The sequence below is a fragment of the Alloscardovia macacae genome (genome assembly GCF_002259705.1).
GTDB lineage: Bacteria > Actinomycetota > Actinomycetes > Actinomycetales > Bifidobacteriaceae > Alloscardovia > Alloscardovia macacae.
This window is the reverse complement of record NZ_MWWT01000004.1, coordinates 26201-47033: the sequence shown is the minus strand read 5'-3', so window position 1 is coordinate 47033 and position 20833 is coordinate 26201. Positions and strand designations below refer to the sequence as shown.

Sequence of the window (20833 nt, the reverse complement as noted above, 5' to 3'; positions counted from 1 at the left end):
AGCAGCTCATGATGACGTGGGCAGCTGTGTGGGGAGTGCTGAAAGTCATCCTCATCATCGCAGGCATCGTGGCCGTAATCGCCTGGATATCCTACTTCGCCGTGCAGGGGCATCTCGACCGTAAAGCACAGGAGCTGGCTCGGGGAGATGAGTATGACCGACAGATGGCGAGCGACTTGCGCGAGATATCGCGGCAGATAGACCGGGGGAATATGTACCGGTAAGGGGTGAGAAGAGCGGGAAGGGGAGTGTGAAGGAGGAGTGCGAGCCTGAAAGGAACGTTGGCTGTAAATCGTCTCATTTTTCGGCGTTAAAGGCTCCTCATCGAGGGAGCGTAGAGGGCAAAATGAGATGATTTACAGCTTACGTGCCTGCGACCTGCATGTTCGGCGGCGGGCGAAGTGTGTTTTCGTTCCGCCCTCGTATCGCGATACGAAAAGAGGGAGAAAAAAGGGCTCCGAGACTCATTCCATAAGGAATAAATCTCGGAGCCCTTTTTTAGCGTTTAGCTGCAAGCTTCAGCCTGTGGCCTCAAGATCTCAAGCCCAAACCCCGCTTAGCTTTAGTACCAGTTCATAGACTGCGAGTGCGCCCACGCAGCCGATGGAGTACCGTAGCGTCCGGCGATGTAGTTCAGGCCCCACGTAATCTGCGTGGTAGCGTTCGTCTGCCAGTCAGCACCAGCGGACGCCATCTTGCTTCCAGGCAGTGCCTGTGGGATGCCGTAAGCGCCGGAAGGATTTGCAGCGGTGGTACGCCAGCCGGATTCCTTATTCCAGAGCTTCACGAGCGCAGTAAAGTCAGACTCAGACCAGCCGCGAGCGATGACCATGTCATGAGCGATGGACTGTGCTTCGCTTACTGGGGTAGTGGTGCCGAGGTTCGCGCTCGCCGCGCTACTCGAGGAAGAGCTCGAGGAGCTGCTGGAAGACGAGCTCGTTGCTGCCTTCTTCGTGCCCACGTGCACTTCTTCGTCTACTGGTGCGGTCTTCACATATTCTGCGACGGTCGTGGTGGAGATGACGTTTTCGCCATTCTTCGTCACGAGGTTCGTCTGTTCGAGGACGCCTTCCTGACCCTTCGTGGTCACCTTACGGGTGCCTTCGGTCAGCGTATCATCCTGCACTTCTACGGTGTTATATGGAATAGCCTGCTCGCTCGTCTGCACTTCCGAGTTCGCACGGGTAATGGTGATGGTGGTGGACTCGGTCACGTTCGTATCCAGCGATGGAGAGACGGTGTCCGTGTCTTCCAGAGTGATGTTCCCCGCGGCCAGAACGGAGCGGACAGTAGTGAACTTCGTGCCCACGACCATGCGCTTGACGCCATTTATGCTGACCTGGATGTACTGCGAATCTGCTGAAGAGTCACCTTCGCCATTCTTCAGAGCCGCACGCAGCGTGCTTCGGGATACATCCTGTGTATTACTCGCGAGTTCGTTAATGGAGTACGCGGTTATTCCAGTAGCATGTGAGCCGCCCAGATACGCAGCCGTCGCAAAGATGCCGCCGGAGGCGAGCAGTACCGTAGCTGTGGCTCCAGCGCCTACAGCTATCCAGTGCTTGCGGGTCATTTTCTTGCGTAATGGGACAGTGGGCTGTCCATGTCTACCAGGCATTCGTTTCCTTTGTTCTGCGGATAATATCGATCTTCAGTTATATCTCTCAGACCTCACGCATGACTGAATTCCTGTGGAACCCAGCGCCGGATGTCCGAGTAAAAGTCTGCGCATGCTCACGCACGCGTTCTTCTATCTTACCATCAGCTCTCTATCTGTGCCACCGGTCCGCGAGAATGTGCTGAGAGCGAGACGGCTTAAGAAGGTCAATTTTTCTCTTTGCACTCCTGCCTCCTTCACGTGGCGGAAAGAGAAGAGTGAGGATATTGAGCGAACTGGGATAGAAATAATCACTCGACCGACCAAGATAGCGACCAAGATAAATTTTCCGAGTAAGAATCAGAAGTATAGAAAAAAGTAATGGCAGACGAAATCGCCTGCCATTACAGTGGAAAACCGCTTGGATAAATCCCGTCGAGTCTCCCTCGTTCATATACTTTTACTGTAGCATAACCGCGAGAAAGCGGTGCCCCAGGGCATGAGCCTACGCCTCAGCAGCCTCCGTCGTCTCCACCGTGCTCATGTCCAGCTTCTCCACCTGAGCGATGACATCTTCGAGGTCAGACGCGCGCAGGGCACCTGCCTGCTGGAAGACCACAGTCCCGTTCTTGATGGCCATAAGGGTAGGCACTGCCTGAATGTTCGCAGCCTGGGCCAGCTGCTGGTTCTGGTCGATGTCCACCTTACCGAAGTAGATATTCTCGTGCTTTTCGGATGCCTTCTCATACACTGGGCCGAATGCGCGGCATGGTGGGCACCACGTGGCCCAGAAGTCTACGAGAATGATGTCGTTCGAATCTACGACGGAGTTAAACTCTGCCTGTGCTATAGCGTGAGTGGCCATGTGCGTTCCCTTCGTGCTCTCTGCCGTCCCCTTCACGGCTGGTTCCGTATTTATAGTACGTCTAACTACCCACACAGGGAAAACATTCCATAGATTTGCTCACAGCTAAGTGTCATAATGGAAGCATGCCAGTACTCCATGATGAAGTTCCAGATGATGATGACTTTGATGCCGGCCGTAAGCGTGGCGAGTTCGACCACATTACTCCGGATGATTTCGTACGTGCGTCCGGCTCAGGCGCAGGCTCCGGCTCGGGTCGCGGTGGCACGCCTGTTCCTCCGGGCTGGCTGGACCGTCAGACCATAGATGACCTGCGCTCGAAGATGCCCATCCCGTACATCGTGGTCCTGCCCGTGCATACGGATGAGTATGGGCGGATCTCCCATGTGGGCACGCTGCTTACGGCCAGTGATGAGGATGGCACAGTCTCGCGCACTCTCATAGCAGGCCGTGTCGTGGTTCATGAGACTATCCGTGAGGCCATCGTACGGAACATCGCGCGAGATCTTGGAGATGTCACACTGCCGCATCTACCTGCTAGTCTCCAGCCGTTCACTGTAGCCGAGTTCTTCCCGACTCCCGGCGTGAGCCCGTACTTTGATGCGCGTCAGCATGCCATAGCCCTGTGCTACATGGTGGATATGGTGGGAGAGTGCCAGCCGAAGGATGAGACGCTGGATGTGGAGTGGGTGCGCCCAGAAGTGGCACTCGCTCCAGAGTTTCTCGCTCAGCTTCCGAATGGCTTCGACCGCATCCTCGTGCAGGGACTGAATGCGGCGGGCGTGTAAGAGAACTGCACCTCATAGACGGCGTGTGCGAGGCTTCGCATGGAAGAAATGAAAGAAGGTGTGTAAGCCTCGCGTGGTAGCGTACACAGTATGGCACTTCAGTACTTTGATATACCTGTGTACACGTATCACCGTGCACTAACCGCGAGCTCGGCGCCAGAGAATCCGCCACTCGTACTTATTCATGCGTTCCCTGTGGACCACCACGTATGGGATGAGACGGCCCGAGCTCTGACGAGTCTTCTGGATGGTAGTGACCACGATGTGACCGTTCTTGCTGTGGACATGCCTGGAGCGGGTGTAAATCCTCCTGCAGATGCTGACGTCGTGGGTGAGGTAGCCGAGGATGGCGCATACACCGAAGCGATGGACCGGCTGGCGGAGTCTATCGTTCGTGCGGTCGAGGGATGTGGCTACGAGAAAGCTATCTATGCCGGTATTTCGATGGGTGGCTATACGACGCTTTCGCTCGCGCGTCAGTTCCCAGATGCGCTCGCGGGCGTGGCTCTGTGCGATACGAAGCCGGACGCGGACAGTGCTGAGCAGCGTGCGCGGCGTCTTGCGGCCGCTGAGCTGGCTGAGCGGGACGCGACGCTCGCTCCCGTCCTGCATTTCGCTGAGCCGAAGGATGGCGACAGTGCTTTTAAAAAGTCGAGTACGTTCATCGAGCAGTTCCGCGCGTGGATAAACGCGCAGACGCCGGCCGGCATCGCGTGGCGTCAGCGGATGGCGGCTGGGAGGCGCGACGAGTGGGATACGCTGAGGTCCATTTCTGCTCCAGCAGCCATCATCAGTGGCACGCGCGACGATTCTGCAGCACCGGACGTTATGCGGCCTATGGCTCAGGCTCTCGTGGATGGGGGAAATCCCCACGTGCAGTTTACCGAGATACTCGATTCGGGCCATTTCACGAGCTTCGAGCAGCCGGAGCAGGTGGCACGCGCTCTGGACGAGCTCATTCAGACGGTCGTGCGTGAGGCGGATGCCCCAGCACAGCGAAGCTCCCACAGCGCTCTGCAGCAGCTGCAGGATCTGCGCGTATCTGAGCCGCTACGCGACGTACCGCTGACTCTGGGTGGCGTGCAGTGGAATGTGGAGAAGCGCGAAGAGCTGGGAGAAGCGGACTGGTGCGAGACACTGAAGAGCCCGGATATGCACGTCATATTCGTGCATAATGGGCGTGTGGCCCTCGCGAAGGACGGCATGTCTCCATCGGTTACTACAGGGCATCAGCGTCATCTCGCAGTGGTGCCAGGATCCTACGTCTCAGATGAGGTAGGAGTGTATCGGAATGCTCTCTCCTTCCTCGGTTCTGTGGACGGTCAGTCTTTCGTAGCTGTGGATGTGAGCCGCATAGCTTTGAAGGTAGAGCTCATTCAGAAGGCTGTGGTCCAGTATGACTGGATAAACCTGCGTGAAGTGGCATCATTACTGAGTGCACGTGACGCACAGCTTGCTGCCATCGCCGTAGGCCTCGAACGCTGGCATTCGAAGGCACTATACTGCGGATACTGTGGAGCGAGAAACCGTCTGAACCATGCAGGATGGGCCATGAAGTGCAGCGAGATTCCTACGCATGAGGGATTCCCGCGCATCGAGCCATCCATGATAGTACGCATTACGGATGCGCAGGACCGTATCCTTCTGCAGAATAACCTTGCATGGGAGGAAGGGCGCTACTCGGTGTGCTCAGGCTTCGTGGAGATAGGTGAAAGCGTGGAGCATAGCGTGTGCCGTGAGGTCTTCGAAGAGCTCGGAATACATGTGGAGAATGTCCACTACCTCGGCTCTCAGCCGTGGCCATATCCGGGAGCGCTCATGCTCGCGTATGAAGCGCAGGCGGAAGAAGGGTCCGTGCACATCACCGTGGACCACACGGAAGTGCGGGATGCTCAGTGGTTCAGCCGTGATGAGCTTATGAGCGCGCTCGCGCGTGGGCAGGTACATCTGCCTGGTGTGGATTCCATCGCTCTGCGCATGATAGAGCAGTGGTATGGCGCGACGCTGCGGTAGACGCATGAGCTCGGTTAATCTCGTGCGGTAGACGCATGCGCTCGGTTAGTCTCGTACGGTTAGTCGCGTACAGAATGAGCATCACACTCACTCTGTACGCGAAACTGCTCCTCGTGCGCTAAGATAAACGTATGACTGAAAATGCACCAAACTTAAGCATCCCTGAGAACCTGAAGTACTCGGAAGACCACGTGTGGGTGGATACCTCAGTATCGCCTGCAGTGCTGGGCATTACGGATTACGCTGTGGAGCAGCTGGGAGACCTCGTTTTCGTGGACTTGCCTGAGGTAGACACGGACGTTCAGGCGGGAGATGAGCCTGTGGAGCTCGAGTCCGCAAAGGCTATCTCCACGCTCGTGGTTCCTGTCTCGGGCACCATCCGTTACGTGAATTCTGCCGTCGCAGATGACCCGGAAGTGATTAACTCCGACCCGTACGGTGAAGGCTGGATCTTGAAGATAGACCTCGATGAGGATTCGCCTGAGCTGATGGACGCCGAAGGTTACGCGGAAATTGCCAAATAAGCCTAATAAACCAAATAAGCAGCCTATCCTCGCTCAGCGCACGCGCACGACCATAGACCGGCCGTCCGTGCGCGAGCAGACGGACCGGAAGCCGCCGCTCATTCAGCTGACGCGCCGCGCTATCACCGGCATCTTCGGATGCTGGTACGCGGCGTCCACGCGTGCTGCCCGTAAAGCCGGGTGGCATCCGCGCGTCGAGCCGTACGTGGGCTACGGTACGGAGAAGTTCTCGCGCGTCATCTGCCGGACAGTATACGGCGCGCCGGGCCACGGCATACGCCGCACGGTCAGCCGCGGTATCCGGAACATCTTCATGGTGCCGGCGCCGAAAGTGCCGGTGCACATCAGCATCGACGGCATTCCGGTGCTCGCGGGGAAAGCCGGAAAAGTGGGCGACCTTTCACAGTTCGAGAGCTTCGAGAGTTTCGAGAGCCTCGAAAACCTCGAGAGCTTCGAAAACCTCGACGCGCTCGCGGTCTCGGAGGTCAGCGAGATAAACACGGACGCTCAGGGATACATGGATCTGCTTGCGAAGCGGGACATGACTCCGGGCGTGCATACCATCACGTATGCCGTGAAAAACCGCGCTCCCGTTACCTCGCCGCTGTTCATCTCGCCAGACGGTTCGCCGGTGGGCATCATTTCGGACGTGGATGACACGATCATGGTCTCGCAGGTGCCGAACGTGGCGCAGGCGGCCATGAAGTTCCTCTTTACGAACCCGTATAAGCGCTCGTCGGTGCCGGGCATGAGCGTTTTTTATAATAAGATTTCTGATCTCTTCCCGGGAGCGCCGTTCTTCTACCTGTCCACGTCGCCGTGGAATGTGGAGGGCACTATCCGTGAGGTTATTCGCGCGCATGGTTTTCCGCAGGGGCCTATCCTGCTGCGGGATATCGATCCGCGGCCGAAGACCTTCATTCCTTCGGGCGTGCAGCATAAGCTCGAGTTCGTCCAGCAGCTTATGTCGGATTTCCCGAAGATGCGCTTTATTCTTCTCGGCGACGACGGTCAGCAGGATCCGACGACGTATGCGCGCATTACACGGCTGTATCCGGGGCGGATTCTGGCCATCGGTATACGGCAGCTGACTTCGGATGAGAAGCATCTGCAGCAGATTCTCGCGCCGACGAGTGCGCCGGATGTGGATGTTCCGGTCTTTTATGGGCAGTCTGGCGTGAGCCTCATGTCCACCATGCTTCCGCTGCTGGAGAAGCTCGCGCGCGATGAACGTGCGGCTGAGTTCCAGCGTGAGCTGCAGGCTGGGCTGGCGCATATGGCTGAGCGTGTGGATGCGGCGGATGGCGTGCCTGGTAGTGCTGGCGTTTCCTAAGTTTTTCCACTTTCCTAATTTTTCCTCTCCTGACGAAGGACCCTCCTATGACAGACTTTTTCTCTTCTCACGGCATAGACCGCTCTCAGCTTCCTCATGCACAGAAGGTACCGCAGCTGCGCGTCCACCACGGCCGCGAATTCGTGGATAATTACGAGTGGATGCGCCAGAAAGACTCCGCTGAGGTGCAGGAGTATGTGGCTGCGCAGAACGCCATCTCGGATGCAGTGGCTGCGGGCCTGGCCCCGCTCAAGCAGACTCTTTTCGACGAGCTGAAGAGCCGCGTCCAGGAGACGGATATGAGTGTGCCCACGCGCGTGGGAAACTACTGGTACTTCTCGCGCACGGAAGAAGGCAAGCAGTATGGCCGCCAGTGCCGTGTGCCTGTCCGCGGCGCGGATGACTGGACAGCGCCGGAGATCAGTGTGGACGAGCTGCTTGAGGGCGAAGAGGTCGTCTTCGACGCAGACCTCGAGTCGCAGGGTCATGATTTCTTCCGCTCGGGCGGACTGGACCTGGATAAGGCTGGTCGCCTGCTCGTCTACAGCCTGGATACGGAAGGCGACGAGCGCTATGACGTGCATCTGCGTAACCTCACCACGGGCGAGGATCTTCCGGACGTCATCCACCGTGTGAGCTCCGGCGCTTTCTGTACGCCGGATGGCCAGTGGATTTTCTATGTGCGCACGGATGACGCGTGGCGCCCGTGCGAGCTGTGGCTTCACCGTGTAGGGGATGCGTCTGGTGAGGACGACCGCTGCGTTTTCACCGAGCTGGATGAGCGCTTCTGGATGGGTGCGGGCCTGTCCTTCGACGAATCCATGATCATCATCGAGTCGTCCTCGAAGACGACGTCGGAAGTTCTGCATCTTCCTGTGGCAGACATTCCGGGGCTTCTTGTAGAGGATGCGGACAGCGCAGATGCACGCCGCTTCGCCCCATTCATCGCGCGAAAGGAAGGTGTGGAGTATGACGTCACCTTCGCGCGCTTCGAAGGCTGTGGCGAGGGCGGTGCAGACGTGCCTGTGGCCGTGGTGGTCCATAATGTACGCCATCCGAACTTCGAGATAGACATCATCGACATGAGTGGCCACGAGCCTGGTCAGCAGTATGAGCTCGGCGAGGGCACGTGCGTGGCTGTGGGCTCGGATTACGGCTGTGAGCAGGCGTCGCACGAGGACCGTGCTCGTGCGGTCAGTGAGCCGTTCTTCAGCGAGGTGAACCCTCAGATTCTGCAGGGGACGGCCGGTCTGCAGGTGGGGGGACTGGGCATCTATAAGAATTTCGTGACGCTCAGCTACCGTGCTGACGGTCTGGGACACTGCGCTGTGATGAGTAAGCATCAGGCTTTCGAGGACTGGAAGGCGGGGCGTCCGCTCTCCTTCACGAAGCTCGGTGAGAGTGATCCGGACGTGCTGCCATCCGTGGGCTTCGGCGCGAATCCGTCCTATGAGTCTCCTGTTCTGCGCTATGGTTTCGGTTCGTACACGCAGCCGAGCCAGCTGCGCGAGCTGAATCCGCTGACCGGCGAGGACCGTCTGCTGCGTAAGGCGCACGTGCAGAACTACGACGCGAGCCTGTATGCGGAGCGCCGCCTGTGGGTGGTGGCGCGAGACGGCGTGCGCGTTCCTGTCTCGCTCGTCTGGCGTCGCGGCATGGTTCCGGCTTTGGATTCTCTGCCAATTTCCGCTTCTGGGCTTACTGCTCCCGCTCTCGAGGAGATGTATGGAGCACAGGAGAAGGAGAGTACGGGAGCCCCTATGTACATCTATGGGTATGGTTCCTACGAGGCGAGCATGAGCCCGAGCTTCTCCGTGGCGCGCCCGAGCATCATGGACCGTGGCGTGGTCTTCTGTGTGGCGCATGTGCGCGGTGGCGGCGAAATGGGCCGTGCCTGGTATGAGCAGGGCAGGCGTCTGAAGAAGACCACTACGTTTAACGACTTTGTGGATGTGACTGCTGCTCTCGAGCACGCAGGCATAGCAGATCCTCGCCGTACTGTGGCGAATGGTGGTTCCGCTGGCGGTCTGCTCATGGGTGCCATAGCGAATGCTGCGCCATTCCTCTACGCAGGCATCGAAGCGGACGTGCCATTCGTGGATGCGCTCACGTCCATCCTCGATGAGTCCCTTCCTCTGACGGTAACCGAATGGGATGAATGGGGAGATCCTCTCCATAACCCTGAGGTGTATGACTACATGAAGGCGTACACGCCGTACGAGAATGTGATGACTTCTCAGCAGCGTGAGGAGACTTTCGGAACGGATTACTTCCCAGTCATCTTCATCACCACATCCATGAATGACACCCGCGTGCTCTATGTGGAACCGCTCAAATGGATAGCGCGCCTGACCGAGCCAGAAGTGGGCGTGGAGGCTTTCGCGAAGATAGAAGTGGAAGCCGGCCACGGAGGTGTCTCCGGACGCTATAAGCAGTGGGATGAAGTAAGCCTCGAAAATGCGTGGACACTCGACCTTATGGGTATCCACGAGTAACACACGCACATACATCGATGTCCGCTTCGTGGACATGAAGGTCGCATCTTGGTCATGCTCTCGTACACTGGGAGCATGACCGAAGCACAGACATACACCATAGCCGTCATCCCAGGAGACGGCATCGGTAAAGAGATTACTCCACAGGCTCAGGCCGTGATGGAGAAGGCTACCGAAGGCGTGGCCCAGTTCCGCTATGTTCCTTTCGACCTCGGAGCAGACCGCTACCTGAGGGATGGCGTCATCCTCACGGATGAGATCCTCGAGGAGATAAAGAAGACGGATGCCATCCTGCTCGGAGCCATCGGCGACCCACGCATTAAGGCAGGCATCCTCGAGCGCGGGCTCCTCCTGAAGATGCGTTTCGCTCTGGATCACTACATTAACCTGCGTCCATCAAAGCTGTATAAGGGAGTCACCTCACCGCTGGCGAATCCAGGGGAGATAGACTTCGTGGTGGTGCGTGAAGGTACAGAAGGTCTCTACGCAGGCGCCGGCGGCTCCACCCATGCGGGCACGAACCAGCAGGTGGCCACGGAAGTATCCATTAACTCCGCGCCTGGCGTGGAACGCACGGTGCGCTATGCTTTCGAGCTGGCCATGAAGCGCCGCAAGCATGTGACTCTCGTGCATAAGAAGAACGTTCTCGTGAATGCGGGAGACATGTGGCAGCGCATCGTAAACGAGGTAGCGGAAGAGTACCCAGAAGTCACGCACGACTACCTGCACATCGATGCTACCACCATCTTCATCGTCACTGATCCTGGCCGCTTCGACGTTATCTTGACCGATAATCTTTTCGGGGATATCATAACCGATGAAGCAGGTGCAGTGGTGGGCGGTGTAGGATACTCAGCCTCCGGGAACATTAATGCCTCCGGCCAGTATCCATCCATGTTCGAACCTATCCACGGCTCTGCTCCAGACATAGCAGGACAGGGCATAGCGAACCCTACTGCGGCTATCCTGTCTGCAGCCATGCTTCTTCGTCACCTCGGTCTCGAAGAGCCAGCCCAGCGCATCGAAGCAGCTGTGGAAGCAGACATAGCCGAAAAGGGGTCCACTCAGCGCTCTACTGAGCAGGTAGGACAGGATATCCTTGACAGACTTTCTGAATAACACAGACACCGTCATACGCCGCGGAGAATATAAAGTCCCCGGCGGAAAGCTCGTAGCCGTCCAGCTTCACGAATCGCGTGAAGACGGGCGGCTTCGCCATATCAGCCTCGATGGAGACTTCTTCATCGACGGCGTGGACGACCCAGCAGCAGTGGTCTCCACCCTCGAGCACGCGCTGCTCGGTGTGAGCGCCTCTGCAGCACTGGACGAGGTTCAGCGCACCTACCCCGAAGCTCAGCTCGTGGGACTGACAGCTGAAGCTATCGATAATGCCATAGCGCGCGCTCGCGGCGTGGAAGTGGCATCTGCAGCGATGGCGGGGACGAGTGAAAAAGACGAGGAAATTGACATCCTCAGCCCAGCGTGGGAAAAGCTCGACCTGACCATTCTCGACGACCCGGAACCGCGCTCGCCGGCCATGCACATGGCGCTCGACGAGGTGCTTGCGCGGGAAGTGGCGGACGGAAAGCGCGGCGCGACCTTACGGTTCTGGCAGTGGGGCGCGGGCGCGGTCATCATAGGCCTGCACCAGAGCGTGACGAACGAGGTGGATGAAGAGCGCGCACGCGAGCTCGGATTTACGGTCGTGCGGCGCATGACGGGCGGCGGCGCCATGTTCGTGGAGCCGGGAAATACCATCACGTACTCGCTGTACGTGCCGGGACGCTTCCTTGCATCCGGTGCGGGCGTGGACGGCGAGGGCGCTCAGCTGAGCGGGTACCCGGCGTACCGACGCTGCGACGAATGGGTGCTGCTCGCGCTGAATAATCTCGGTATCCGCGCGCACTATAAGCCGATTAATGACATCACCTCGCCAGCCGGGAAGATAGGCGGGGCGGCGCAGCGGCGTTTCCGCGCGGGAGACTCGGGCAGCGCGGACGGAATCGACGCGAACGGTGCGGGTGCACACGACGCGAACGGCAGCGTGCTCCATCACGTCACCATGGCGTACGACATCGACGCGGCGAAAATGCTCGACGTGCTGCGCATCTCCCGCGAAAAGATGGCAGATAAAGCCGTCAAGTCCGCAGCCAAGCGCGTCGATCCGCTGAAAAGCCAGACGTCCCTCACGCGCGACGAGCTGTGCGCGGCTCTGCAGAAGCAAGCCGAGCAGGTCATCCCGCACGTGCACGTGGAGCCGATGAACGCCCCGCACCAAGCAGAGACTCTGGCCGCTGCGCGTGAGCTCGCCGAGCGTGTGTACTCGAGCGAGGCGTGGACGCGGCGGATAGAGTAGACGGATAGAGTAACCGGATAGAGTAGACGGGGGAGTAAACTGGGTCACAGTATATCCGGCTGTACATCCAGCACTGAGGAGGCTTTATGGGATACGTGAGCGAGAACATCATCCGAGACACGGTAAACCGAGCGAGCACAGGACTTTTCCAGCTCGCGTATAAGGAGGCGGTCAAGCCCATCGTCTTCGACCAGTCTCCGGATGAAGCCCACGACCAGATGATTCAGTTCGCACGCGTCACGCGGAACATCCCGCCACTCATGTGGGCGCTGCGTGCCATGATAGACTACACGGATCCTATCCTCGAGACTCAGGCGCTGGGGCTCACCTTCGCGAATCCATTCGGCCTGTCGGCTGGGCTGGATAAGAACTGTGACCTGCCTGTGCTCCTCGAGAATGCCGGGTTCGGCTTCGAGACCATCGGCTCCATCACCTCGCGCCCGTGTGCTGGAAATCCTCGCCCGTGGTTCCACCGCCTGCCGGAGTATGCATCCATGATGGTGCATGTGGGTCTGGCGAATGAAGGAATCGGCGTGGTCATGCCGCGCGTGGAGAAAGCGTACCTGAACTCGTCTACCATGCGCATCTCTGCCTCCATCGCCCGCACTAATGATGCGCTCGTGGGAGACATCGACGAAGGCGTGGAGGACTACGCGAAGTCCTTCCGCCGCGCAGCCGACCACACCCACATGCTGGAGATAAACATCTCCTGCCCGAATACCACGGTGGGTGAGCAGTTTACGAAGCCGGAGAACCTCGATAAGCTCTTCACGAAGCTGGATACCATAGAGCGCACCCAGCCGGTGCTCGTGAAGATGCCGAGCGATAAAAGCTGGGAAGAATTTAAGGAGCTGCTGGACGTGCTCGCTGCGCATAACGTGCAGGGAGTGTCCATCGCGAACCTTCGTAAAAACCGCGAGGGGCTCGACGTGCCAGAAGACTGGGTGGGTGGCCTGTCCGGTCTGCCGACCGGTGAGCTGAATAATTCCTTCATCGAAAAGACATACCGCGAGTATCATGACCGCTTCGAGATAGCGGGCATCGGCGGTGTGTTTACTCCAGAACAGGCCTACGCGAAGATCCGGAAGGGCTCGAGCCTGGTCATGTTCATCACTTCGCTCATGTACCGCGGACCGCAGAATATCACCGTTCTCAAGCGTGGACTCGCCTCGCTTCTGCGCCGCGACGGCTTCAGCTCGGTGGCTGAGGCTGTGGGTGTGGACGTGGAGTAGCGCGGATGACAGATATGCGAATGGATACGAGCGAAACCCGTCCCGAAGCCATACGTCCCGCCCGTTCTGCTGGCGGCTCCGAAACCATGCGTCCCGCCCCGCGCCTGCTGCTCGTCGTCCCGTGCTATAACGAGACGGAAGTCCTCGAGACGACGGCCCGCGTGCTCGGTGAGAAGCTGCACGCGCTCGCTGCTGCTGGTCAGATTCAGTCGAGTAGTCGCGTGCTGTTCGTGGACGACGGGTCGCGCGACGACACGTGGGAGAAGATTACGCGGCTGGCGTCTGGCGGCGCTGGTGGCGTGAAAGCAGCAGACTCCGGCGCGGAGGACAGCGCTGGACCCTCCGTCTTCTCCGGCCTGAAATTCGCCCATAATCGCGGCCACCAGAACGCGGTCTACGCGGGCATGATGGAAGCTCTGGCTGTGGGCGCACACTGCGCTATCTCTCTGGATGCGGACTTGCAGGATGACCCGAATGCCATCGATGAGATGGTCGCGCAGTACCGCGCTGGCTCGGAAGTAGTCTATGGCGTGCGGTCCAGCCGCGCCACGGATACCGCGTTTAAGCGCGGCACAGCGCACGCCTTCTACGGCCTCATGTCCGCGCTGGGCACGCATACCATCCCTGATCATGCCGATTTCCGCCTGCTCGGCCGCGCGGCTCTGACGGCTCTCGCCCAGTATGGCGAGTCGAACTTGTTCTTACGCGGCATCGTGCCCGACCTCGGTTTCCGTTCCTCGAAGGTCTTCTATGAGCGCGCTGAGCGGCAGGCTGGAGAGTCGAAGTATCCGCTCGGAAAGATGGTGGCGTTCGCACTCGACGGCATTACGTCCTTTTCCGTCACGCCCATCCGCATGATCTTCTGGCTGGGTGGCGCGTCCTTCCTCGTCGCGCTGCTGGCTGCCGTCTACACGGTGGTGTCCGTCCTCGGCGGCGCTGCTGTGGCCGGCTGGGGGTCCATCATGCTGTCGCTGTGGCTCATCGGCAGCGCTGTGCTCGTTTCGCTCGGGATCGTGGGCGAGTACATCGGGAAGATCTACCTCGAGGTGAAGCATCGTCCGCGCTACATCGTCGAAGAGCGCGTGTAGTCTGAAGGTCAATTTTTCCTCGACCGTATCCGCGCTGAGCGGACGAGAAAAGCTCCCGGCAGATGACTGCTCGGGAGCTTTTTCAGAGTGGTAGGGAAGTTTCTTAGCTCTTCCTGCCCATCCGCTCGCGCACTTCATAGGCTACGAGCAGCACGATGCACCACACTGGTCCTAGCCATGCTGCCACACGGTAGCTCGGCGAGAGCCACATGAGGCCATAAATAACCGCCATGCCAGCGAGGATGATCCACGGGGTGACGCGGGCGAAAGGAAGCTTAAAGGTGAGCTTGCGTACCTCGTCCTCGCCGATGGAACGTCTAAACTTCATCTGCGTGATGGCTATGAGCGACCAGTTTAGGATTCCGGAGAAGGTCGCTATGCTCATGAGATAATTGAACGCAAAGTCAGGCCAGAGGAAGACGACCACGACCGCGATAACGGTGATGCCAGCAGACGTCAGAACGCCCCATGCCGGAACGCTGCGCGCGTTCGTGCGGGCGAGGTAGGCCGGCGCGTTTCCCTGAATGGACAGGGAGTAGAGCATACGGGAATTAGAATATAGCGCGGAATTATACACGCTGATGACCGCGGTGAGGCACACGAAGTTCAGCAGACCGGCCGCGAAATGAATGCCCACGGAGTCGAAGATCTGCACGAACGGGCTGACGACCACGCCATCCGCGTTCGGCACGCCTATCTGATCCCACGGAACCACGCACATGATGACGGCGAGGGCGAGCACATAGAAGAGCAGGATGCGCCAGACGACCTCATTCGTGGCCTTCGGAATGGACTTCTGCGGATCTTCCGCCTCGCCGGCCGTAATGCCGATGAGTTCGGTGCCGCCGAAGCTGAACATGACCACGACGAGCGCCATGAGGATGCCGGAATACGCGACGCCGCCTGAGCCTGCGCTCGAAGGCGAGCTCGTGCTAAAGAATCCATGCGGGAAGAAATTCGCGAGATTATGCAGCCCAGGAACAGCTCCCGACGCACCCGGCACAGCCAGCAGGATCACCGCGATGCCGAGCACGACCATGGCCACCACGGCCACGATCTTAATAATGGCGAACCAGAACTCAAACTCGCCGAATGCCTTCACGCCCAGCAGATTCGCCGCGGTGATAACCACCATGAACACGGCTGCACTCACCCACGCGGGAATGGCCGGGAACCAGTACTGGACGAACTGGCCTACGACGGCGAGCTCCACCATGGATACGAGCACATAGTTCGCCCAGTAATTCCAACCGCTGACGAAGCCCGCGCGCTTACTCCAGTAATGACTCGCGTAGTAGCTGAACGCGCCGGCTTTCGGGTCGTACGTGCTCATCTCTCCGAGCGCGCGCACGATGAGGAAGATGAGCGCGCCGCCCAGCAGATACGTGAGCAGAATCGACGGCCCGGCGAGCTGGATGGATTCGGCCGAGCCGTAGAACAGGCCCGTACCGATGGCGCCGCCCAGCGCGATGAGCTGGATGTGCCGGTTTTGCAGGCCTTTGGTGAGCTGCTCACCGCCCGGTTTTTCTGTGTTGTGTTTTTCTTTTTCTGTCAATTTCAGCCTCTCTCTAGGTTTTCTCTAGCTGAAGTGGCGGACGTGTGCTTCTTGCGTGGCAGGGCGAAACGCAAAGCGGCACGCCAGATGGTTCCGACGTGCCGCCTTCGTTCTCTCAGCAGTGTACTTACTGTGCTTACTGCCGCGTGAAGCTCTGTCCACCTACGTTTATACTAGCGCCTGCACCGTTCCTCGAGAGGGTAACGTTCGCATTCTGACACTCACGCGTGCCAGTAGCGGCGCCCTCCGAGCCGGCTGAGCAGGCGATGGACCAGTTTATGCGCGACGGATTATCCTCGTTATCCACGGTGGCGCACGCTCCGGAGCTGCCGTCTGCGAAGGTGCAGGTAGTCGGCGTGCCGGTGGAGCTATCGCCATACTGGAGTGAGCAGTCCCCACGCAGGGTGAACTGTGTAGCCCCGCTCGAGTAGGTTCCAGCGTACGCCGAGCAGATGCCTGCCACGTTCTTACGCTCCTCCTCGGCCTTCTTCTTCGCTTCCTGTTCTTCGTAGGTCTTCATGGAGTTCTGGACAGCGGTGATGGTGTTCGTCAGGGTCTCCACAGCTGCGGAGTACTGGTCTGCCGTTACTTTCTTCGTGCTCTGAGCGATGAGTTCATCTGCTGCGTCGATGGCCTTTTTCAGATTCTCGCGTGTGGTTTCATCCGTCACCTTCCCCTTCGACTGTTCGTAGAGGGACTGCGCTTCCTGGCGCTTTGCGGTCAGCGAGTTCTTTGCGGTGGCCTGGGTCTTACTCTGCTTCGATTTTTCCACGGCAGACTTCGTCTGGCTGATAGTAGTGGTATAGGTCTTCTGATTCGCTACTATCTTATCCGCATTATCCGCCAGAGAGCGCAGCTGGTTATCCGTCATCTCAGTGGCGCAGGAATCCAGATTCTTTTCGTTCTCTATGGATGCCTTCGCCTGGTCTATGGCATTCTTCGCTTTCGTGAGCACTGCCGTGTCTTCTACATCTGCAGACTGGGTGTCCGCCACGCTCTGTGCGTCAGAGATGGTGGTGTTTAGTGATGCTGAGGACTGTGTAGCGGCCTGGCGGCTCTGAGTGCAGGTGTTCAGCAGCTGCTCATGGGTGGCAGCGCTGGCTGTATTCCTGAAGAAGATGGTGAAGCCTATGATGAGAGCGAGGACGAGCACGCTGACGACGCCTATGATGAGGAAGCGGTTCGTGGAGTTCTGCTGCTTGGCTTCTTCGGACTTCGGCGAGCGGTGCGAGGAGCGCAGAGAGTCCGGCGCGGCTGGCTGGACGGCTGGGATAGCGCCCGTTACAGGAGGCAGCGAGCCCGTGGCATTCGTCTGCTCATATTCTGCAAACTCGTCCAATTCATCCAGTGCGGACTGAGACTCTGGCGTCTCTGCACGCTCTGCCACTGCCGCTGGTGCTGGCTGCTGTACTGTGACCGGGAATGCGGTGGCTGGTGCTACAGGCTCAGCTGGAGGCTCCGGCTCGTCAGCGAACTCAGCCAGAGGGTCGAAGGACTGCGTTTCTTCAGCAGGCTGAGCTGGCTGGGCCGGCTGGGCTTCTCCTACAGGATCCTTCAGTGCTTCATCTGCTTCACGCTTTTCTTCAGCCTGGAGAGAGTGCAGTGCGCTGGAGGTGTGCTCGGAGAGCTGGGTGAGAGACTGAGTGTTCTCGATATCCTGCTGAGCGCGCGCTCCGAAGTCGATGCCGTCGAGATTCGGTATCTCCCAGCGCGATTCGTTCAGAACGTCGCCACTGTCCGCGCCGTCATCGCGTGGGCTGAAGTTTCCCATCGATGGGATGCCGTGTTCATCGGTCATATTCCGTTCTTCCCTTACATTTTTTCGTGTCATTCTTCTCTGATGGCTCTATTCTAGCGGACAGGGTGTGCTAAGTGCGTGGGGGAGCTTCTGCTGGGTGCTTCATCTGTCTGCGTGTCGCAGGTCAATTTTTCTGTGAACGTTATCAGTGTGTCTCAGAGTGTGGACCTCGAACGCGTTGAAATTACATGGGTTCTGAGCGTTTTTCGTCGAGGAGATACGTTAGTTAAATGAATTTACTAACCCTGTGCTACACTAGATTTTCGTTAAAAGTGAGCACGATGGGTTGGCAGCTCGGCAGAACCTGTGCTACAGTAGAACAGGAAAATGTGAACGTTCACATTTAACGCATAAGTAAACAAACGAACACTCATAGTTCACGTTAATGGAGACACTCATCAAAGGAGATTTACATGAGTGAAGTAACTACTGAAGTGCCACAGGCAAAGCTTACGGTCCTCGACCGCTGGCGCTACTACCTCGCATTCCTCTTCTTCGCATTGCTGTGGATGGGCGGACTTGCTGTAGTTTCGGCTGTTCTGCTGCCTCAGCATCTGAAGGACGTCGCGCCACAGAACTACACGGCCATCTTCACTGCACTGAATTCGGCTACGGCTCTGGCGTCCCTCGTCTCGAACCTGCTCTTCGGTAACCTTTCAGACCGAACCCGTTCGCGCTTCGGCCGCCGTACCCCATGGATTCTGGGTGGTGGCGTCGTCGGTGGCGTATCCCTCTTCCTGACGGGCGCATTCGATAACCCATGGCTCATCGGCTTCTGGTACTGCGTGTGCATGTTCGGCCTGAATGCCATGATAGCCCCTATCATCGCTGCTCTGTCTGACCGCGTTCCAGAAGATATGCGCGCATCGATGTCTGCATTCATGTCTCTGGGTACCACCATCGGCCAGTCTATGGGTACCATCATCGCAGCATTCTTCATTAATGCTGTGCTTCCTGGCTTCCTCGTCTCTGGTATCCTCATGGGTATCTCCGGCCTGGCAGCAGTGCTCATCTGGCCTACGGAAAAGTCTGCAGCAGACCTGCCTCCTGTAGAGTCCGGCTTTGGTGATCTGCTCAAGTCCTTCATCCCTCCTACGAAGGGTGCTCGCGACTTCTGGCTCGCCTTCCTCGGCCGTACCTTCCTCATCTTCGGCTACTACATGATCCTGAACTATCAGCTGTTCATCCTGCAGGACTACATGGGTATCGAAAAGACTCGTTCTGCTACCATCATGGCTGGCATGTCCACTGTGGTTATGGTGGCTGGTCTCATCGGTTCCCTCGGCTCTGGCTTCATTTCGGATAAGATAGGCCGCCGTAAGCTCCCAGTAGCAGCAGCATCTGTCTGCATGGGTGTGGGCTACCTGCTTCCATGGGTCTTTAAGACGGAATGGTCCATGTTTGCTTTCGCGGCACTCGCAGGCTTCGGCTACGCAGTATATGGCGCAGTGGATCAGGCTCTGAACATCGACGTCCTGCCGAACCCAGAAGAGTCGGGTAAGGACCTCGGTATCCTGAACATCGCTACCACGCTCGGCCAGATGGTAGGACCTATCCTGACGGGTATCCTCGTGGGCGTCGCTGGATATAACGGTGTCTTCCCAGTAGCTATCGCCTTCTCGGTCATAGCAGTGGTCTTCTTCTACATGATTCGTTCGACGAAGTAACGCAGTCAGTAGGGAAGCCCCACACAAAACACAAAACACAAAACTTAAGAGCGTACCTGCCTCTCATTTCTCCGCTGTATCAGGTGCGCTCTTAATACTACTTATCTACTTATGTGAAAGGTGAACACCATGACTACATGGATTTCGACGACGCAAGAGAATAAGTTTGTCGAGCAGAAGATTGACAGCAGTACGCAGAACGCATCCGCAGACTTCCAGCTGACGGGCGAAAAGTTCCAAGCCATCCGCGGCTTCGGCGGCTGCTTTAACGAACTCGGCTACCAGGCGCTGACGCAGTATGCGAGCGAGGACGACGCAGAGCAGGTCTTTAAGGAGCTCTTCGACCCAAGCGAGATGAACTTCACGTTTAACCGCGCGCCTGTAGGAGCGAACGACTTCTCGCTGAATTGGTATAGCTATGACGAAACGGACGGCGACACCGAGCTGAAGGACTTCAGCGTCGAACGCGACGAGCAGACGCTCATCCCGTACATCCGCCGCGCACAGAAGTACCAGCCAGACCTCGAGCTCTTCGCGAGCCCATGGTCGCCTCCGACGTGGATGAAGTTCCCTAAGGTGTATAACTTCGGCCGTCTGGTCATGGAGCCGGAAAATCTTCAGGCCTACGCGAACTACTTCGTCAAGTACGTGCGTGCGTATGCAGAACGCGGCATTAAGGTGACGCACCTGTTCCCACAGAACGAAGTCTTCGCAGACCAGAAGTTCCCGAGCTGCCTGTACACGAGCGAGGACATGAAGGTCTTCGTACGCGACTACCTCGGGCCGACCTTCGAGCGCGAAGGCCTCGACACGAAGATCTGCCTCGGTACGCTGAACGGCCCAGAAGACATGGCCTTCACGGGCGTGGGCTACGGCATGCGCATGGATAACTATAACCGCTGGGTCGATAACATCCTCTTCGATGACGAGGCCCGCAAGTACATCTCCGGCGTGGGCTACCAGTGGGCTGGCCGCGCAGCTATCCAGCGCACGAACGAATCCTGGCCAGAGCTGGAGATCTTCCAGACCGAGTCCGAGTGCGGTAATGGCGAAAACGCGTGGGATTACGCCGAGTACATCTTCCACCTCATGAACCATTACTTCCGTAACGGCTCCACCACCTACACTTACTGGAACATGGTCCTCACTGAGGTCGTGTCCACGTGGGGCTGGATGCAGAACTCTCTGTACACCGTGAACTCCCAGACCGGCGAGCTCACGCGTAACCCGGAGTACTACGTCATGAAGCACTTCGCGAAGTTCGTGAAGTCTGGCGCACGCGTGCTGGGCAGCACCGGCCACTTTAACTCCATGGCCATCGCGTTCGAGAACGAGGACGGCACGGTCGTGGTCGTGGCTCAGAACGCGCTGGATAGGGATATGCCGTTCACCTTCGCGAACCCTGCACGCCCTGAGCAGGGGCTGAGCGTTACGCTGCCGGCGCGCTCCTTTAACACCTTCGTGCTGGACTAAGGCGTTTCGCTGAGTTCCGCTCGAACCTTTCGTTTTCGCTGTTTCGTAT

16 protein-coding genes are annotated in these 20833 nt (G+C 58.2%); 12 read left to right on the top strand and 4 right to left on the bottom strand.

Annotated elements, in window-relative coordinates:
- Window positions 1-8: 8 nt before the first annotated feature.
- Window positions 9-224, top strand: coding sequence for a hypothetical protein (locus ALMA_RS02600; protein WP_094726273.1), 216 nt, complete (start codon window positions 9-11; stop codon window positions 222-224).
- 338 nt (window positions 225-562) lie between these two features.
- On the opposite strand, the gene ALMA_RS02595 is transcribed toward ALMA_RS02600, so the two are convergent.
- Together ALMA_RS02595 and trxA are read right to left on the bottom strand one after the other, a co-directional pair.
- Window positions 563-1618, bottom strand: coding sequence for an aggregation-promoting factor C-terminal-like domain-containing protein (locus ALMA_RS02595; protein ID WP_094726272.1), 1056 nt, complete (start codon window positions 1616-1618; stop codon window positions 563-565).
- 484 nt (window positions 1619-2102) lie between these two features.
- The gene (trxA, locus tag ALMA_RS02585; protein ID WP_094726270.1) at window positions 2103-2462 is read right to left on the bottom strand and encodes a thioredoxin; all 360 of its coding nucleotides are present in this window, start codon (window positions 2460-2462) and stop codon (window positions 2103-2105) included.
- Between the two features lie 125 nt (window positions 2463-2587).
- On the opposite strand from trxA, the gene ALMA_RS02580 reads away from it, so the two are divergent.
- The 9 genes from ALMA_RS02580 to ALMA_RS02540 all read left to right on the top strand — a co-directional run bounded on the left by ALMA_RS02580 (window position 2588) and on the right by ALMA_RS02540 (window position 14291).
- A complete protein-coding gene (locus ALMA_RS02580; RefSeq protein WP_094726269.1) occupies window positions 2588-3250 on the top strand; it encodes a DUF4916 domain-containing protein in 663 nt (220 codons plus the stop codon).
- A 90-nt stretch (window positions 3251-3340) separates the two neighbouring features.
- Window positions 3341-5263 carry an NAD(+) diphosphatase gene (nudC, locus tag ALMA_RS02575; RefSeq protein WP_094726268.1) on the top strand — a complete coding sequence of 641 codons (1923 nt, stop codon included), beginning with the start codon at window positions 3341-3343 and terminating at the stop codon, window positions 5261-5263.
- 131 nt (window positions 5264-5394) lie between these two features.
- Window positions 5395-5787, top strand: coding sequence for a glycine cleavage system protein GcvH (gene gcvH / locus ALMA_RS02570; protein WP_086106809.1), 393 nt, complete (start codon window positions 5395-5397; stop codon window positions 5785-5787).
- Window positions 5777-7120 (top strand): App1 family protein, encoded by a 1344-nt coding sequence (locus ALMA_RS02565; protein WP_094726267.1) that lies wholly within the window; start codon window positions 5777-5779, stop codon window positions 7118-7120. The genes gcvH and ALMA_RS02565 overlap by 11 nt, the downstream gene beginning before the upstream one ends.
- A gap of 47 nt (window positions 7121-7167) precedes the next feature.
- A complete protein-coding gene (locus tag ALMA_RS02560; RefSeq protein ID WP_094726266.1) occupies window positions 7168-9615 on the top strand; it encodes a S9 family peptidase in 2448 nt (815 codons plus the stop codon).
- Window positions 9616-9690: 75 nt separating this feature from the next.
- Window positions 9691-10734: a 3-isopropylmalate dehydrogenase gene (locus ALMA_RS02555; RefSeq protein ID WP_094726294.1), complete on the top strand. Its 1044-nt coding sequence runs from the start codon at window positions 9691-9693 to the stop codon at window positions 10732-10734.
- The gene (locus ALMA_RS02550; protein WP_244568838.1) at window positions 10715-11971 is read left to right on the top strand and encodes a lipoate--protein ligase family protein; all 1257 of its coding nucleotides are present in this window, start codon (window positions 10715-10717) and stop codon (window positions 11969-11971) included. The genes ALMA_RS02555 and ALMA_RS02550 overlap by 20 nt, the downstream gene beginning before the upstream one ends.
- An 86-nt stretch (window positions 11972-12057) precedes the next feature.
- Window positions 12058-13203, top strand: coding sequence for a quinone-dependent dihydroorotate dehydrogenase (locus tag ALMA_RS02545; protein WP_094726265.1), 1146 nt, complete (start codon window positions 12058-12060; stop codon window positions 13201-13203).
- 86 nt (window positions 13204-13289) lie between these two features.
- Window positions 13290-14291: a glycosyltransferase family 2 protein gene (locus ALMA_RS02540; protein ID WP_094726293.1), complete on the top strand. Its 1002-nt coding sequence runs from the start codon at window positions 13290-13292 to the stop codon at window positions 14289-14291.
- A gap of 103 nt (window positions 14292-14394) precedes the next feature.
- Here ALMA_RS02540 and ALMA_RS02535 read toward each other — a convergent pair whose 3' ends face one another.
- Entirely contained in the window at window positions 14395-15846 is a 1452-nt protein-coding gene (locus ALMA_RS02535) for an amino acid permease (protein WP_244568837.1), read from the bottom strand.
- Window positions 15847-15982: 136 nt separating this feature from the next.
- Window positions 15983-17644 carry a hypothetical protein gene (locus tag ALMA_RS02530; RefSeq protein WP_094726263.1) on the bottom strand — a complete coding sequence of 554 codons (1662 nt, stop codon included), beginning with the start codon at window positions 17642-17644 and terminating at the stop codon, window positions 15983-15985.
- Window positions 17645-18057: 413 nt separating this feature from the next.
- On the opposite strand from ALMA_RS02530, the gene ALMA_RS02525 reads away from it, so the two are divergent.
- Together ALMA_RS02525 and ALMA_RS02520 are read left to right on the top strand one after the other, a co-directional pair.
- Window positions 18058-19311, top strand: coding sequence for an MFS transporter (locus ALMA_RS02525; RefSeq protein WP_094726262.1), 1254 nt, complete (start codon window positions 18058-18060; stop codon window positions 19309-19311).
- 129 nt (window positions 19312-19440) lie between these two features.
- Window positions 19441-20784 (top strand): glycoside hydrolase family 30 protein, encoded by a 1344-nt coding sequence (locus ALMA_RS02520; protein WP_094726261.1) that lies wholly within the window; start codon window positions 19441-19443, stop codon window positions 20782-20784.
- The last annotated feature ends 49 nt before the right edge of the window (window positions 20785-20833 follow it).